General features: G+C 73.6%; 11 protein-coding genes. 4 read left to right on the top strand and 7 right to left on the bottom strand.

The features are described 5' to 3' along the window. Nucleotides 1–31: 31 nt before the first annotated feature. The gene (locus DQ239_RS11200) at nt 32–412 is read left to right on the top strand and encodes a VOC family protein (protein WP_113834486.1); all 381 of its coding nucleotides are present in this window, start codon (nt 32–34) and stop codon (nt 410–412) included. A gap of 126 nt (nt 413–538) precedes the next feature. After that, nucleotides 539–865 carry a putative quinol monooxygenase gene (locus tag DQ239_RS11195; protein WP_113834485.1) on the top strand — a complete coding sequence of 109 codons (327 nt, stop codon included), beginning with the start codon at nt 539–541 and terminating at the stop codon, nt 863–865. A 91-nt stretch (nt 866–956) separates the two neighbouring features. On the opposite strand, the gene cimA is transcribed toward DQ239_RS11195, so the two are convergent. Beyond that, on the bottom strand, nt 957–2,546 hold the full coding sequence (gene cimA / locus DQ239_RS11190; RefSeq protein WP_113834484.1) for a citramalate synthase: 1,590 nt from the start codon (nt 2,544–2,546) through the stop codon (nt 957–959). Nucleotides 2,547–2,734: 188 nt separating this feature from the next. Between cimA and DQ239_RS11185 the strand changes: the two genes are divergently transcribed. Continuing rightward, a complete protein-coding gene (locus DQ239_RS11185; protein ID WP_147252086.1) occupies nt 2,735–4,843 on the top strand; it encodes a hypothetical protein in 2,109 nt (702 codons plus the stop codon). Between the two features lie 6 nt (nt 4,844–4,849). On the opposite strand, the gene DQ239_RS11180 is transcribed toward DQ239_RS11185, so the two are convergent. Next, the gene (locus DQ239_RS11180) at nt 4,850–5,872 is read right to left on the bottom strand and encodes a 3-isopropylmalate dehydrogenase (protein ID WP_113834482.1); all 1,023 of its coding nucleotides are present in this window, start codon (nt 5,870–5,872) and stop codon (nt 4,850–4,852) included. A gap of 16 nt (nt 5,873–5,888) precedes the next feature. Then, the gene (gene serA / locus DQ239_RS11175; protein ID WP_233489089.1) at nt 5,889–7,502 is read right to left on the bottom strand and encodes a phosphoglycerate dehydrogenase; all 1,614 of its coding nucleotides are present in this window, start codon (nt 7,500–7,502) and stop codon (nt 5,889–5,891) included. Between the two features lie 144 nt (nt 7,503–7,646). Here serA and DQ239_RS20915 point away from each other — a divergent pair, with 144 nt between their 5' ends. Then, a complete protein-coding gene (locus DQ239_RS20915; protein WP_233489088.1) occupies nt 7,647–8,285 on the top strand; it encodes a DUF805 domain-containing protein in 639 nt (212 codons plus the stop codon). A 100-nt stretch (nt 8,286–8,385) separates the two neighbouring features. Here the strand turns inward: DQ239_RS20915 and ilvC are convergent, their stop codons facing one another. From ilvC to DQ239_RS11150, 4 genes are all read right to left on the bottom strand, one after another. Then, nucleotides 8,386–9,411 carry a ketol-acid reductoisomerase gene (ilvC, locus tag DQ239_RS11165; protein WP_113834480.1) on the bottom strand — a complete coding sequence of 342 codons (1,026 nt, stop codon included), beginning with the start codon at nt 9,409–9,411 and terminating at the stop codon, nt 8,386–8,388. Nucleotides 9,412–9,474: 63 nt separating this feature from the next. Next, nucleotides 9,475–10,002: an acetolactate synthase small subunit gene (gene ilvN / locus DQ239_RS11160; protein ID WP_113834479.1), complete on the bottom strand. Its 528-nt coding sequence runs from the start codon at nt 10,000–10,002 to the stop codon at nt 9,475–9,477. Next, on the bottom strand, nt 10,002–11,870 hold the full coding sequence (locus DQ239_RS11155; RefSeq protein WP_113834478.1) for an acetolactate synthase large subunit: 1,869 nt from the start codon (nt 11,868–11,870) through the stop codon (nt 10,002–10,004). Before DQ239_RS11155 ends, ilvN begins: the two co-directional genes overlap by 1 nt. 332 nt (nt 11,871–12,202) lie before the next feature. Next, nucleotides 12,203–14,878 carry a GGDEF domain-containing phosphodiesterase gene (locus tag DQ239_RS11150; RefSeq protein WP_147252084.1) on the bottom strand — a complete coding sequence of 892 codons (2,676 nt, stop codon included), beginning with the start codon at nt 14,876–14,878 and terminating at the stop codon, nt 12,203–12,205. Nucleotides 14,879–14,895: the final 17 nt, after the last annotated feature.

Here is a 14,895-nt window from a genome sequence, read left to right as displayed (position 1 = left end):
TCCGGCCACGGTGAGCCCTACCGTTGCGCCCATGGCCTGCCGCTTCTCCGAGCTCGTCGTCAACAGCCGTGATCCCGAGGCACTCGCCGCGTTCTGGGCCGCGGTGCTCGACTACCGGGTCCTCGGCCGGGAGGAGGACGGCTCGGTCGAGATCGGCCCGGCCGAGGGGTTCGGCGGTGCGGCACCCACGCTGGTGTTCGGCCCGGTCGCCGACCCGACCCCCGGACGGCGGCGGCTGCACATCGACGTCAACCCCACCGACCGCGACCAGGACGCCGAGCTGCAGCGGCTGCTGGACCTGGGCGCCGTCCCCGCGGACGTGGGCCAGACCGGCGAGGAGGGCTGGCACGTGCTCGCCGACCCCGAGGGGAACGAGTTCTGCCTCCTCCGGAGCCGCCTCGACCCCCTCTGACCGCCGCTGGGATCAGGTCACCTGATCCCAGAGCGTCCTACCTCACGTCCCACGATGAGGGAGGACGCCGCGCGGTGAGGGAGGACGGGGTGGCGGTGGGATGCGTCCCGACGCGACGATGGCGCCATGATCCTCATCGTCGTGAAGTTCCCCGTCCGCCCCGAGCGCGCCGACGAGTGGGTGGCGCTGGCCGCCGACTACGCCCGGTCGGTCAACGCCGAGGAGGGCAGCCTGTTCTTCGAGTGGTCCCGCAGCCTCGAGGAGCCGGAGACCTTTGTCTGCGTCGAGGGCTTCCGCGACGCCGACGCCGGCGCGGCCCACGTGGGCACCGACGCGTTCAAGCGCTTCGTCGAGCAGGCGCCGGAGCTGGTCGCCGCGCAGCCGCAGATCATCTACGTCGACGCCCCCGACGTCTCCGGCTGGGGCCCGATGGGCGAGATCCAGCCCCGCTGACCCCGCGGCCTCCCGCCGTCCCGGGATCGATGTGCGCCGGCGGCGCATCCTGGGCTCGGGATGCGCCACCGGCGCACATCGTCGCCACGATTCAGCCCGCGGCCGGGCGGCGGAGGACGGCGTAGGTGAGGGCGTCGACCAGCGCGCGCCAGGAGGCCTCGACGATGTTGGCGTGGACGCCGACGGTGGTCCACTCCCCCACGCCGTCGGTGGTGTCGATGAGCACGCGGGTGGTCGCGCTCGTGCCGCCGCGCCACCCCAGGATGCGCACCTTGTAGTCGGCCAGCGCGACGTCGGCCAGCTGCGGGTAGCGGTTGACCAGCGCCTGCCGGAGCGCGTTGTCCAGCGCGTTCACCGGGCCGTTGCCCTCCGCGGTGCTGATGAGCCGCTCGCCGTCCACGTACACCTTCACCGTGGCCTCGCTGACCACGACGCCGTTGCCCCAGTGCTCGACCGACGTCTTGTAGCTCTCCAGCTCGAACAGCGGCGCCGGCGCGTCGGGCAGCTGGCCGCGCAGCAGCAACTCGAAGGAGGCGTCGGCCGCCTCGAACGACCAGCCGTCGGCCTCCAGCACCTTGACCTTGTCGACGACCCGGCCGATGGCGTCGGACTGGCCGGTCAGGTCGACGCCGAGCTCGCGGCCCTTGAGCTCGACCGACGCCCGGCCGGCCATCTCGGTGACCAGGATGCGCATGTCGTTGCCGACGACGGCGGGGTCGAGGTGGTTGTAAAGCTCGGGGCTGACCTTGATGGCGCTGGCATGCAGGCCGGCCTTGTGCGCGAAGGCCGAGGCGCCGACGAAGGGCTGGTGGTCGTCGGGGGCGATGTTGGCGAGCTCCGCGATGGCGTGGCTGACCCGCTGCAGCTCGGGCAGGCACTCGGCCGGCACCACGGGCAGGCCCATCTTGGTGACCAGGTTGCCGATCAGCGCGAAGGTGTCGGCGTTGCCGGCCCGCTCGCCGTAGCCGTTGGCGGTGCCCTGCACGTGGGTGACCCCGGCCTCGACGGCGGCGAGGGTGTTGGCCACCGCGCACCCGGTGTCGTCCTGGCAGTGGATGCCCAGCCGCCCGCTCACCCGCGCCCGGACGTCGGCGACAACCCGGCTCACGCCCGAGGGCAGCATCCCGCCGTTGGTGTCGCAGAGGACGCCCACCTCGGCGCCGGCGTCGAAGGCCGCCTGCAGCACGGCCACGCCGTAGTCGGGGTCGGTCGCGTACCCGTCGAAGAAGTGCTCGCAGTCGAGGAACACCCGCCGGCCGTGGCCGACGAAGAAGGCGACAGTGTCGGCCACCATCGCCAGGTTCTCCTCCAGCGTCGTCCGCAGCGCCTCGCGGACGTGCCGGACGTCGGACTTGGCGACCAGGCACACCACCGGCGTCCCGGCATCGAGCAGCGCGCGCACCTGCGGGTCGTCCTCGACCCGGACACCGGCCTTGCGGGTGGACCCGAACGCGACCAGCTGGGCGTGCTGCAGCTTGAGCTCGGTGCGGGCGCGGGAGAAGAACTCGGTGTCCTTGGGCAGCGCTCCCGGCCAGCCGCCCTCGATGAACCCCACGCCGATCTCGTCCAGCAGCCGGGCGACGGCGAGCTTGTCGGCCACGGAGTAGCTGACGCCCTCGCGCTGGGCGCCGTCGCGCAGCGTGGTGTCGAAGACGTGGAAGTCGGTCGCGCTGGTGGTCATGGGATCTCCCGGGTGGGTGCTGCTGCCGGCCCGAACACGAAAAAGACCCCCCGGGTACGGGAGGTCTGCGCGCAGTCGGGGAGGTGACTGCGCGCTATTCGATGATGATCGTGCCGGTGGCGTCCATCGGCACGAGTAAAACACGGGCCCGGCTTGTGCGGTGGCTCACGGTTGCCGAAACCAGCCGGGTGACCACTCCGCGCCGCCTGCTCGCCGCCCTGCTCGCCGGCGGACTGGCGGTCGCCGCCGCCGGCTGCGACACAGCGGAACCGGCCGCGCCGCCCGCGGAGGCCGGGCCGCCGTTCACGCCGGCGGCGTCCGACGGCACCTCCTGGGCGCCGGCGCCGGTGCAGCTGGACGGCCTCACCGCCGTGGCCGGCACGGTGGGCGACGAGTACCGGCTGCACACGGCCGACGGCGACGTGACGTTCCTCCCCGGGGTGAACCTGGGCCCGACGATCCCCGGCCACCAGCCGGGCGAACTCGCGATCGATGCGGCCACCTACCGGCGCTGGTTCGCGTTGATGGGCGACATGGGCATCCGTGTGGTGCGGATCTACGCCGTCCACCGGCCGGACTTCTACCGCGAGCTGCGCACCTACAACCTGGCGCACCCCGACGCGCCGCTGTACCTCATGGCGGGCGTCTACCTGCCGGACGAGTCGTACGTGCAGACGAGGAACCTGCACCTCCCCGGCCCGACCGCCGCCTTCGACGCCGAGCTCGTGGACGCCGTCGCCGCCGTGCACGGCGACCTCAGCCGTCCGGATACGCCCGGACACGCCTCCGGCACGTGGGACGCCGACGTCTCGGCCTGGACCGCCGGCTGGATCGTCGGCGCGGAGTGGGACCCGGTGGCGAGCTCGGCGTCGGACACCCGCAACCCCGGTGCTCCTCCCGTCGCGGGCCGGTGGTTCACCAGCAGCGCCGAGGCCACGCCCACCGAGCGCTGGATCACCGCCCGGCTGGAGACGCTGGCCGCCGCGCAGGTGAGCCGCGGCGCGGTCGCCCCCGTGGCGTTCGTCAACTGGTCGACGACCGACCCGCTGCGGCACCCGGACGAGCCCATCCCCGAGGAGGACCTCGCCCAGATCGACGCCAACGCCGCGCGCCCGACCGCCGCCTGGCAGGGCGGCTACTTCGCCAGCTACCACGCCTACCCGTACTTCCCGGACTTCCTGCGGTACGAGCCGGCGCTGGCCGCCGCCGGGAACGGAGACGCCTACGCGGGCTACCTGCGGGCGCTGAAGCAGCACCACGCCGGCCTGCCGGTGGTGATCAGCGAGTTCGGGGTGCCCTCGTCGCTGGGGTCGGCGCACACCGGCCCCGGAGGCCGCGACCAGGGCGATCACTCCGAGCAGGAGGCGGTGCGGACCGACGCGGCGATGCTGCGCACGATCGCCGACGCGGGCCTCGCGGGCGGCCTGCTGTTCTCCTGGACCGACGAGTGGTTCAAGTTCACCTGGAACACGCGGCAACGGCACGTGCCCGCCGATCGGCGTCAGCTCTGGCACGACCCGCTCACCAACGAGCAGTGGTTCGGCCTGCTCGCCCAGGACCCGGAGCCGTCCCCGGACGCCGTCCCGATCCGGCTGGCCGTGGACGACGTGGAGCTGACCGTGCGGACCGACCCGGGCTGGGTGCACCTCGAGCTCCGCCTGCCGGAGGAGCCCGTCGGCGCGCTCGACCTCGCCTTCGACGTGGTGCCCGGCGGCGCCAGCGTCCTCCCCGACGGCACCGCGGACGCCGTCAGCGACGCCGCCGTCCACCTCGACCCGGCCGCCGGCACCGGGCAGGTGCTCGTCCGCCGCGAGCTGGACCCGGTGCTGCTCGACTTCCCTGCCGGCGAGCAGCCGGACCGCGGCGCCGACCCGTGGGTTCCCGCGCAGCTGACCACGAACCGCCCGCTCACGGTGCCGACGACCGGGGAGCAGCTGCCGGCCGAGTTCTTCGACGTCGGCCGGCTGCAGGCCGGGCCGATGGATCCCGCGGACCCCGGCTACGACAGCCGCAACACCATCGCCGTCTCCGGCCGCACCGTCACCCTGCGGCTGCCGTGGTCGCTGCTGGGCTTCTCCGACCCGTCCAGCCGGCAGGCGCTCATCCCCTCCGGCCCGCGGGGGACCTCCGTCGACGTGGACCGGGTCGGGGTGGCCCTCGTGCTCGACGGCGAGCGCCTGGACCTCGGGACCTTCACCTGGGAGCCCTGGAACCGGGTGTACTCGTCCGAGCGGGTCAAGGCCGGCGTGCAGGAGTGGGTGGACGCCGTCGCGGACGTCTCCCGGCGCTCCAGCTAGCGCCGCTCAGCCGCCGGCGAGCGCCGCGAGCCGGTCGCCGACCTCGGCGGTCCGGAGCTGCTGCTGCGGGTCCCGCGTCGCGACGTCGAAGGCGACGGCGGCGGTGACCTTCTTCGCCTGCTCCGTGCGGCCGAGGTGCTCCAGCAGCAGCCCGACCGAGAGGACCGTGGCGGTGGGGTCGGCGATGCCCTGGCCGGCGATGTCGGGGGCCGAGCCGTGCACCGGCTCGAACATGCTCGGGTTGGTACCCGAGGCGTCGAGGTTGCCGCTGGCGGCCAGCCCGATGCCACCGGTCACGGCCGCGGCGACGTCGGTGATGATGTCGCCGAACAGGTTGTCGGTGACGATGACGTCGTACCGGCCCGGGTCGGTGATGAAGAACATCGAGGCGGCGTCCACGTGCTGGTAGGCGACCTGCACGTCGGGGAACTCCGCCGAGACCTCCTCCACGATCCGCGACCACAGCCCGCCCGCGTGGGTGAGCACGTTGGTCTTGTGGATCAGGGTCAGGTGCTTGCGCGGGCGGGCAACGGCCCGCTCGAAGGCGTACCGCACGACGCGCTCGACGCCGAACGCGGTGTTGATGCTGACCTCGGTGGCGATCTCCTGCGGGGTGTCCTTGCGCAGCACACCGCCGTTGCCCACGTAGGGCCCCTCGGTGCCCTCGCGCACGCAGAGCATGTCGATCGGGCCCTCGGCGGCCAGCGGGCTGCGGACGCCGTCGAAGAGCCGGGCCGGCCGCAGGTTTACGTGGTGGTCGAGCTCGAAGCGCAGGCGCAGCAGCAGCCCGCGCTCGAGGATGCCCGGCGGCACGCTCGGGTCGCCGATGGCGCCCAGCAGGATCGCGTCGTGCCCGCGCAGCTCGTCGAGCACGGTGTCCGGCAGCAGCTCCCCGGTCCGCTGCCAGCGGGCCGCGCCCAGGTCGTAGGACGTCGTCTCGAGGTCGGGGGCGACCTCGCGGAGGACCTTCAGGCCCTCCGCCACGACCTCGGGGCCGATGCCGTCTCCGGGGATCACTGCCAGGCGCATGGGCAACGACCCTAGGTCAGAGGGTGTCGAGGTCCGCGGCGCGGGCCTCCCGCGCGCCGATGCGGCCCGCGATCTCCTCGAGCAGCTCCGCGCTCACCGGGCTGTCGACGGTGACGGCCATGAGCGCCTCGCCGCCGTCGGTCGTGCGGCTGACCTGGGCACCGGCGATGTTGACGGCGGCCTCCCCCAGCGCTGCGCCGACGGCACCGACGACGCCGGGACGGTCGGCGTAGGTGAAGAACAGCAGCCGGCCGCTGGCGGCGAGGTCGATCTCGAAGCCGGCGACCTCGGTGAGGCGGGCGACCCTGTTCTTGCCGTACAGCGTGCCGGACACGGTGACCGGGCGGCCGTCGGCCATGGCGCCCCGCACCGTGACGAGGTTGCGGTAGGTCGGGCTCTCCGGATCGCTGGTCAGCGCCACCTCCAGGCCCCGCTGCTCGGCGAACAGCGGGGCGTTGACGTAGGTGACCTGCTCCTCGACGACGTCGGAGAAGACGCCCTTGAGCACGGCCAGCTGCAGCACGGCGACGTCGAACTCGGCGAGCTCGCCGCGGACGTCCACGGTGACCGACTGGGCCAGCCCCCCGGCGACGGCGGTGAACACCAGGCCGAGCTTCTCGGCCAGCGGAAGGCCCGGGCGGACCTCCTCGGCGACGACGCCGCCGGCCTGGACGTTGACCGCGTCGGGGACGAACTCACCCCGCAGCGCCAGCCGCACCGAGTGGGCCACGGCGGTGCCGGCCTTGTCCTGGGCCTCGGTGGTCGAGGCGCCCAGGTGCGGGGTGACCACGGTGTTGGGCAGACCGAACAGCGGGCTGTCGGTGGTGGGCTCGGTCGCGTAGACGTCCAGGGCGGCGGCCCCCACCTGCCCCGACTTCACGGCGTCGGCGAGCGCCTCCTCGTCCACCAGACCGCCGCGGGCCGCGTTGACGACGATCACGCCGCGCCGGGTCATGGCCAGCTGCTCCGCCCCGATCAGGCCCAGCGTCTCGGGGGTCCTGGGCAGGTAGATGGAGATGACGTGCGACTCCCGGAGCAGCTCCTCCAGCGACACCAGCCGGACGCCGAGCTGGGCAGCCCGGCCGGGCTGGATGTAGGGGTCGTGGGCGACGAGCTCGACGCCGAAGGCCGCCAGCCGCTGCGCGACGAGGACGCCGATGCGCCCGAGGCCGACGACGCCGACGGTCTTCCCGGCGAGCTCGACACCCATGAACGACGACCGCTCCCACCGGCCCGCGCGCAGCGTGGCGTCGGCGGCGGGGATCTGGCGCGCGGCGGCCAGCAGCAGGGCGACGGCGTGCTCGGCGGCGCTGACGACGTTCGACGTCGGGGCGTTGACCACCATCACGCCGCGGGCGGTGGCGGCCTCGACGTCGACGTTGTCCAGGCCGATGCCGGCGCGGGCCACCACCGTGAGGTTCGGGGCCGCGGCGAGGGCCTCGGCATCGATCCGGGTGGCGCTGCGGATCAGGACGGCGGCCGCCCCGGCGAGGGCGGGCAGCAGCGCGGACCGGTCGGTCCCGTCGACATGCCGGACCTCCACGTCGTCGCCCAGCACCTTCAGCACGCTCGGGGCCAGCTCCTCAGTGATCAGGACGACGGGCGGGCTGTGCGGCACGGTGGCTGTCACGGAGAAGCAGCCTAGGGACTGCGCCGCCCTCGAAGGGTTGCGATTTCGCGCTATCGCCCTCGCCGGCCACCCCGGCGCCCTAGACTCCGCGCGCCAGCGCTCCGCCGCCTCGGCGGAGCCACCTGACCCGAAGGATGACGCCTCGTGACGAACCCGACCGGCAGCGGTTCCAACCTGCCCCCTGAGGACCAGCCGGGCTGGGGCGCCACTCCCCCGCAGCCCGGGTACGGCCAGCAGCCCGGGTACGGCCAGGCCCCCGGCTACGGCCAGCAGCCTGGGTACGGCCAGGCCCCCGGTTACGGCCAGCAGCCCGACTACGGCCAGGCGCCCGGTTACGGCCAGCAGCCCGGGTACGGCCAGGGCTACCCCGCCGCCCCCGGCTACTCCGCCCCGCCTCCCGCCGCGCCGCAGGTGGACATCGCCACGGCGGTGCGCAGCGTGTTCACCCAGTACGCCACGTTCAGCGGTCGCGCGCGGCGGTCGGAGTTCTGGTGGTTCGTGCTCGCCTGGGCCCTCATGTACGTCGTCGCAGTGGTCGTCGATCAGCTGATCGGGGCACCGATCTTCACCCTCCTCTTCATCCTGGGCACGATCGTCCCCTACCTCGCGGTCAGCGTCCGCCGACTGCACGACACCGGCCGCTCGGGTTGGTGGCTGCTGCTGAACCTCATCCCGTTCGGCGGCATCGTGACGCTGGTCTTCCAGTGCCTCGACAGTGACCCGGGCCCCAACCAGCACGGTCCCTCGCCGAAGTACCAGGCCGCCGGCGGCTACGGGTACTGAGCGGAACGGAAAGGGCCCCGTCACCTCGCGGTGACGGGGCCCGGCCTCGTTCAGGGGCCCGCCCTGAGCCTGCGAAGGGTGGGGGGAACGAGGTGTTTCCTCAGCGGGCGGCGGTACCGGTGTAGTCGTCGGAGGCCGACACCCAGCTCATGAGGCCGCGCAGCTTGCGCCCGGTCTCCTCGATCGGGTGCTGCTCGGCGGCGGCGCGCTTGGCCTTGAAGTCCGGCGCGCCGGCGTCCTGGTCGGCGATGAAGGCCGCGGCCCACGAGCCGTCCTGGATCGCGGTGAGGACCTCCTTCATCGACTGCTTGACGCGGGCGTCGATGACCTTCGGGCCCGAGGTGTAGTCGCCGTACTCGGCGGTGTCGGAGACCGACCAGCGCTGCTTGGCGATGCCGCCCTCGTACATGAGGTCGACGATCAGCTTCAGCTCGTGCAGGCACTCGAAGTAGGCGACCTCGGGCTGGTACCCGGCCTCGGTGAGGGTCTCGAACCCGGCGGTGATTAGCGCGCTGGCGCCACCGCAGAGCACGGCCTGCTCGCCGAACAGGTCGGTCTCGGTCTCCTCGGCGAAGGTCGTCTTGATGACGCCGGCGCGCGAGCCACCGATGGCCTTGGCGTAGGACAGGGCGAGGGCCTGGGCGTTGCCGCTGGCGTCCTGCTCGACGGCGATGAGGCAGGGCACGCCCTTGCCGTTCTCGAACTCGCGGCGCACCAGGTGGCCGGGGCCCTTGGGGGCGACCATGGCGACGTCCACGCCGGCCGGGGGCTTGATGTAGCCGAACCGGATGTTGAAGCCGTGGCCGAAGAACAGCGCGTCGCCGTCCTGCAGGTTCGGCTCGACCGACTCCTTGTACAGCCCGCGCTGCACGTGGTCGGGCGCCAGGATCATGATCAGGTCGGCCTCGGCGGACGCCTCGGCCGGCGTCACGACCCGCAGGCCTTCGGCCTCGGCCTTGGCGCGGCTCTTGCTGCCCTCGGGCAGGCCGACGCGGACGTCGACGCCCGAGTCACGCAGCGACAGCGCGTGCGCGTGCCCCTGGCTGCCGTACCCCAGGACGGCGACGGTGCGCCCCTGGATGATCGAGAGGTCGGCGTCGTCGTCGTAGAAGATCTCGGCAGCCATCTGCGTGCTGTTCCCTTCGGTTGTGCTCTAGCGGGGTGGAACGGGGAGGGTGGAACGGGTTCGTCAGGCGGTGCGCTCGACCGGGCGCAAGGTACCCGTGCCGGACATGGACCTCGGGCCGCGGCCCAGCGCCACGGTGCCCGACTGCGCCATCTCCTTGATCCCCAGCGGGGCGAGGACGGCGAGCAGCGCCTGCAGCTTGTCGGGGGTGCCGGTGGCCTCGAGGGTCACCGTCTCGGGGTTGACGTCGATGACGCGGGCGCGGAACAGCTCGGCGGTCTGGAGCACCTGGGTGCGCTCGGCCATGGGTGCGCGCACCTTGACCAGGAGCAGCTCGCGCTGCACCGCGGCACCGGACTCCAGCTCGACGATCTTGATCACCTCGACCAGCTTGTTCAGCTGCTTGGTGATCTGCTCCAGCGGCGAGGCGTCGGCGTCCACGACGATCGTCATGCGCGACAGCCCCGGGTTCTCCGTGGGCCCGACGGCGAGCGACTCGATGTTGAACGCGCGGCGGCTGAACAGGGCCGAGACCCGGGCCAGCACACCGGACTTGTTCTCGACCAGCACCGACAAGGTGTGGCGTGGCATCAGACCTGCCCCTCTCCGAAGACGGGCCGCACGTCGCGGGCGGCCAGGATGTCGTCGTTGCTCGCGCCGGCGGCCACCATCGGCCACACCTGCGCGTCGGAGCCCACGACGAAGTCGATGACGACCGGGGCGTCGGTGATCGCCATGGCCTTCTCGATGACGGCGTCCACGTCGTCCTTGGACTCGCACCGCAGGCCGACGCAGCCCAGCGCCTCCGCGAGGGTCACGAAGTCGGGGATCCGCACCGGCTTGGGCGTCCCGTCCGCGTTCTGCGCGTGCAGCTTGGTGTTGGAGTAGCGGCCCTCGTAGAACAGGGTCTGCCACTGCCGGACCATCCCGAGGTTGCCGTTGTTGATGACGGCGACCTTGATCGGGATCCCCTCGATGGCGCAGGTGGCCAGCTCCTGGTTGGTCATCTGGAAGCAGCCGTCGCCGTCGATCGCCCACACCGTGGTGCCGGGCATGCCCTGCTTGGCGCCCATGGCGGCGGGCACCGCGTAGCCCATCGTCCCCAGGCCCCCGCTGTTGAGCCAGGTGCCGGGCTTCTCGTACTTGATGAACTGCGCGGCCCACATCTGGTGCTGGCCCACGCCGGAGGTGTAGATCGCGTCCGGGCCGGCGATCGCGCCCAGCCGCTCGATGACGTACTGCGGCGAGAGCGCGCCGTCCTCGGGCTCGTCGTAGCCCAGCGGGTAGCGGTTGCGCCAGTCGTCCAGCTGCGCCCACCAGTCGGCCAGGTCGGGGGTGCGCCCGGCCTCGTGCTCGGCGCGCAGCGCGGTGACCAGCTGGGCGATGGTCTCCTTGGCGTCGCCCACGATCGGGACGTCGGCCTTGCGGTTCTTGCCGATCTCGGCCGGGTCGATGTCCGCGTGCACGACGAGGGCGTCGGGCGCGAAGGTCGACAGCTGGCCGGTCACCCGGTCGTCGAACCGGGCGCCGAGGGCGACGAGCACGTCGGACTTCTGCAGCGCGGTCACCGCGGCGACCGTGCCGTGCATGCCCGGCATGCCCAGGTGCTGGGGGCTGCTGTCGGGGAACGCACCGCGGGCCATCAGCGTGGTGACCACGGGCGCGCCGGTGAGCGCGGCCAGCTCGGCCAGCTCCGCGGTGGCGCCGGCCTTGAGCACGCCGCCGCCCACGTACAGCACCGGCCGGCTCGCACCGGCGATCAGCGCGGCGGCCTCGCGGACCTGCTTGCCGTGCGGGCGGGTGGTGGGCCGGTAGCCGGGCAGGTCCATCCGCGGCGGCCAGGCGAAGTCCGTCGTCGCCTGCAGCACGTCCTTGGGGACGTCGACCAGGACCGGTCCCGGGCGCCCGGTGGCGGCCAGGTGGAACGCCTCCGCGATGCGCTGCGGGATGTCCGCGGCGTCGGTGACCAGGAAGTTGTGCTTGGTGATCGGCATCGTGATGCCGCGGATGTCGGCCTCCTGGAAGGCGTCGGTGCCGATCGAGCCGCTGGGCACCTGGCCGGTGATGGCCACCATCGGGACCGAGTCCATGTAGGCGTCGGCCAGCGGGGTGACCAGGTTGGTCGCGCCCGGGCCGGAGGTCGCCATGCAGACGCCGACCCGGCCGGTGGCCTGGGCGTAGCCGGTGGCGGCGTGCCCGGCGCCCTGCTCGTGCCGCACCAGGACGTGGCGCACCTTCGAGTCGAACAGCGGGTCGTAGAGCGGGAGGATCGCGCCGCCCGGGATGCCGAACACCACGTCGACGCCGATCGCCTCCAGCGAGCGGACGAGGCTCTGCGCCCCGGTGATGCCCGAGGCCGGCTCGACGGCGGCCTCCTCGATCGAGCGGGCCGTGGTCTCGACGCCCGTGAGGGCGGCGGCGGCCTCGCGGGTGGCGGACTCGCTCTGGCTGGTGGTCATCTCGGCGTCTCTCCTGGGCCGTGCGGTGCGGGTGCGTCGGGTCGTCGACCGGAGTCGGGCAACAAAAAACCCCTCGTGCCGCAGGCACGGAGGGGTGAGCGCGTCGGTCGGGAGGACCGGCGCGCTACGGAACTACGAGGACGCTGCGGGAGCAGGCGCCGACGAGCAGACGGGCGTGGGGCACCCGCACACTGTGCGCCTCGACCCGGGCGGCCGTCAACCGACCCGTCCCACTGTGTGGACGGGTGTGTCCAGATTCGCACGGCCGCTCCCCCGAGCGCCGGCCCGGCGAGCGCGAGGCGCACGGGACGCCGTGGCCACCGCGCGCCCGGTCACCGCCGGCTGCTGGAGCCGACCAGGACCGGCCACGCGGCACCCGCGCCGTCCGAGAGCAGCGCCCTCAGCTGCTCCAGCGGCATCGGGCGGGCCAGCAGGAAGCCCTGCGCGTAGTGGCAGCCGAAGCCATTCAGGACGGCGAGCTGCGCGGAGGTCTCCACGCCCTCGGCCACGACGGACATGCCCAGCGCCCGGCCGATGCCGACGATCGACTCGCACAGCGCGCGGGTCTTCGGGTCCCGGTCGATCCGCGACACGAAGGCGCGGTCGAGCTTGACCATGTCGATGGGCAGCTTGGTGAGGTGGGTGAGCATCGAGGAGTCGCCACCGAAGCCGGCCAGGGAGACGTGCACGCCCATGAGCCGCAGCGTCGAGACGTCGAGCGCGCCGCGCTCCTCGCTGGAGCACACGGTGCCGTCGCCGATCTCGAGCACCAGCCGCTCCGGGGCGAGCCCGGAGGCGCACAGGGCGGCCTCGACGTCGGCGATCATCGCGCCGGTGGCGACGTACCCGGCCGGTGCGTCCACCCCGATGCGCACGTCGGCCGCGGCCTCGGGCAGGGCGGCGCCGGCACGCGCGGCCTCCTCCAGGGCGAACCGCTGGAGCTCCCCGATCAGGCCGGACTGCTCCGCGATCGGCAGGAACTCCGCCGGGGGCACCTCACCCAGGGTCGGGTGGCGCCACCGCAGCAGCGCCTCGACCCCGGCGATCCGCTGGTCGGCGAGGGACACGACGGGCTGGAACAGCAGGAACAGCTCCCCGCGGCTCCGCGCGGTCCGGAGGTCCTCGCGCAGCTGCTCGCGGCGCGCGGCGGCCTCGCCCAGGGCGGGCCGGTAGCGCTGGGCCATGCCGGCTCCGGCATCGGTGGCCGCGCGCAGCGCCAGGTCGGCCCGGACGAGCACGTCCTCGACGGCGAGCCCGTCCTCGAGCTCGACGAGGCCCACGCTGGCGGTCAGGTCGACGATGCCGGCGGCGGTCAGGATCGGCTGCTCGACGACCGAGAGGATCCGGCCGGCGAGCCGGTCGGCGTCGGCGCCGCGGCCCTCGGCCAGCACGGCGAACGCCCCGCCGCCCATGCGGGCGACGACGTCGTCACCGCGGACGGTGGAGCGCAGCCGACGCCCGATCTCGGCCACGACGGTGCTCACGACGTCCCGGCCGGCGTGCCGGCGGGCGGCCAGGATGCCGTCGAGCTCGACCATCAGCAGGGTGCCCGGCTCCGCGCCGCACGCGGCGGCGGCGAGCCGCTCGTCGAGGAGCTGGAGCACGCCGGCGCGGTTGGGCAGGCCGGTCATGGGGTCGGTGTACGCGACGCTCTGCAGCGAGCGCTCGCGCGCCTGCCGCTCGGTCATGTCGCGGCACTGGAGGACGACGGCACCGACGTCCCCGTCGTTCCGGAGGTCGGCGATGCCGGCCTCCAGGGCGCGCCAGACGCCGTCGGCGTCCCGCAGGCGCAGACCCAGCAGCGCGGAGGTTCCCGCGCCGGCGGCCAGCGCCTCGGCGAGGGGGGCCTGGTCCTCCGGGTGCACGGCGGCGAGCAGGGGCCGCCCGACGAGCTGCGCCGCGGCGGGCCCGAGGACCCGCTCCAGGGCCGGCGAGGCCCAGGTGACCCGCAGCGCGTCGTCCAGGATCACGACCGCGTCGACGCCGGAGTGCACCAGCGAGCGGAAGTAGGCCTCGCTGCGCCGCAGCCGCGCCCAGAGGTGCTGCTCCTGGCACGCCGAGATCCACCGCTGGGCGGCGGCGAGCAGGACGGCGAGCACGAGCCCGGTCCAGGTGACCAGGTCGAGGTGATGGCCGGTGAACCGGACGACGCCGGCGGAGGTCACGGCGACGAGGAGGGCGGCCATCGGCAGCACCTGGCCCACCTCGACGGTGCGCCGGGGACCGCGGGCCGCGGGCGCCGGGGCCTCCCGGCCCGGGTCGAGCAGCACCGCCAGGCCCAGCAGCAGCAGCCCGCCGACCACGAGGAAGCGGGCGACCGCGGACAGCGCGACGGTTTCGGTGAGGACGCCGGACGTACCCAGCCCGCGGCCGCTGGTGAGCAGCACCGTGCCGACGAGGAGCACCGCGGCCATCCAGCGTCGGGCGGGCTCCACCACGCAGAGCAGCAGGAGGGCCGCGGTCATCGTGACCGAGGTGGCGACCACGGCCGCGCCCAGGACCAGGCGCTCGCCCGGAGCCATGCCGGACCACTCGTCACCGAGTCCGCCGACGAGCAGGCGGACCGTCACCAGGCTCGCGGTGAGGAACAGGGCCGGCTCGACGGCCGCTCGGCGGCCGGTGCGCAGCCGCGACCGGCCAACCAGGGCGAGCAGCGCCACGGCCGCGATCGCGTAGCCCGGCACGCTGGGCAGCCAGCGGACCACGACCACGTCCGCCGGCTCGCCGGGGGCCAGCGCCGCCTCCAGGACGGCGCCCATCACCGGGAAGAGCGGCGCGGCGGCGAACAACCGCCACGCCGCGGACCGCCCCGACTGCCTCCCGACCGTCCAGAGGACGGCCGAGATGGTCAGTCCGACGAGGACGACGGAGAGGTCACCGAGCTTCTGCAGGGCAGGCGTCGCGGCGGCAGCGGTGCAGGCGAGGAACGCCGGCACGGCCACCGCGAGCAACCACCAGCGACGCGGGTCCACACCGATCGTCTCGGCAGCGGGGGTGGGGAGGGCCAAGCCCGACGCGGCGGACC

The sequence above is a fragment of the Blastococcus sp. TF02-09 genome, from assembly GCF_003319105.1.
Classification (GTDB): domain Bacteria; phylum Actinomycetota; class Actinomycetes; order Mycobacteriales; family Geodermatophilaceae; genus Blastococcus.
Note: the sequence above shows the minus strand (reverse complement) of the source record. Positions and strands in the feature narration are given on the sequence as shown.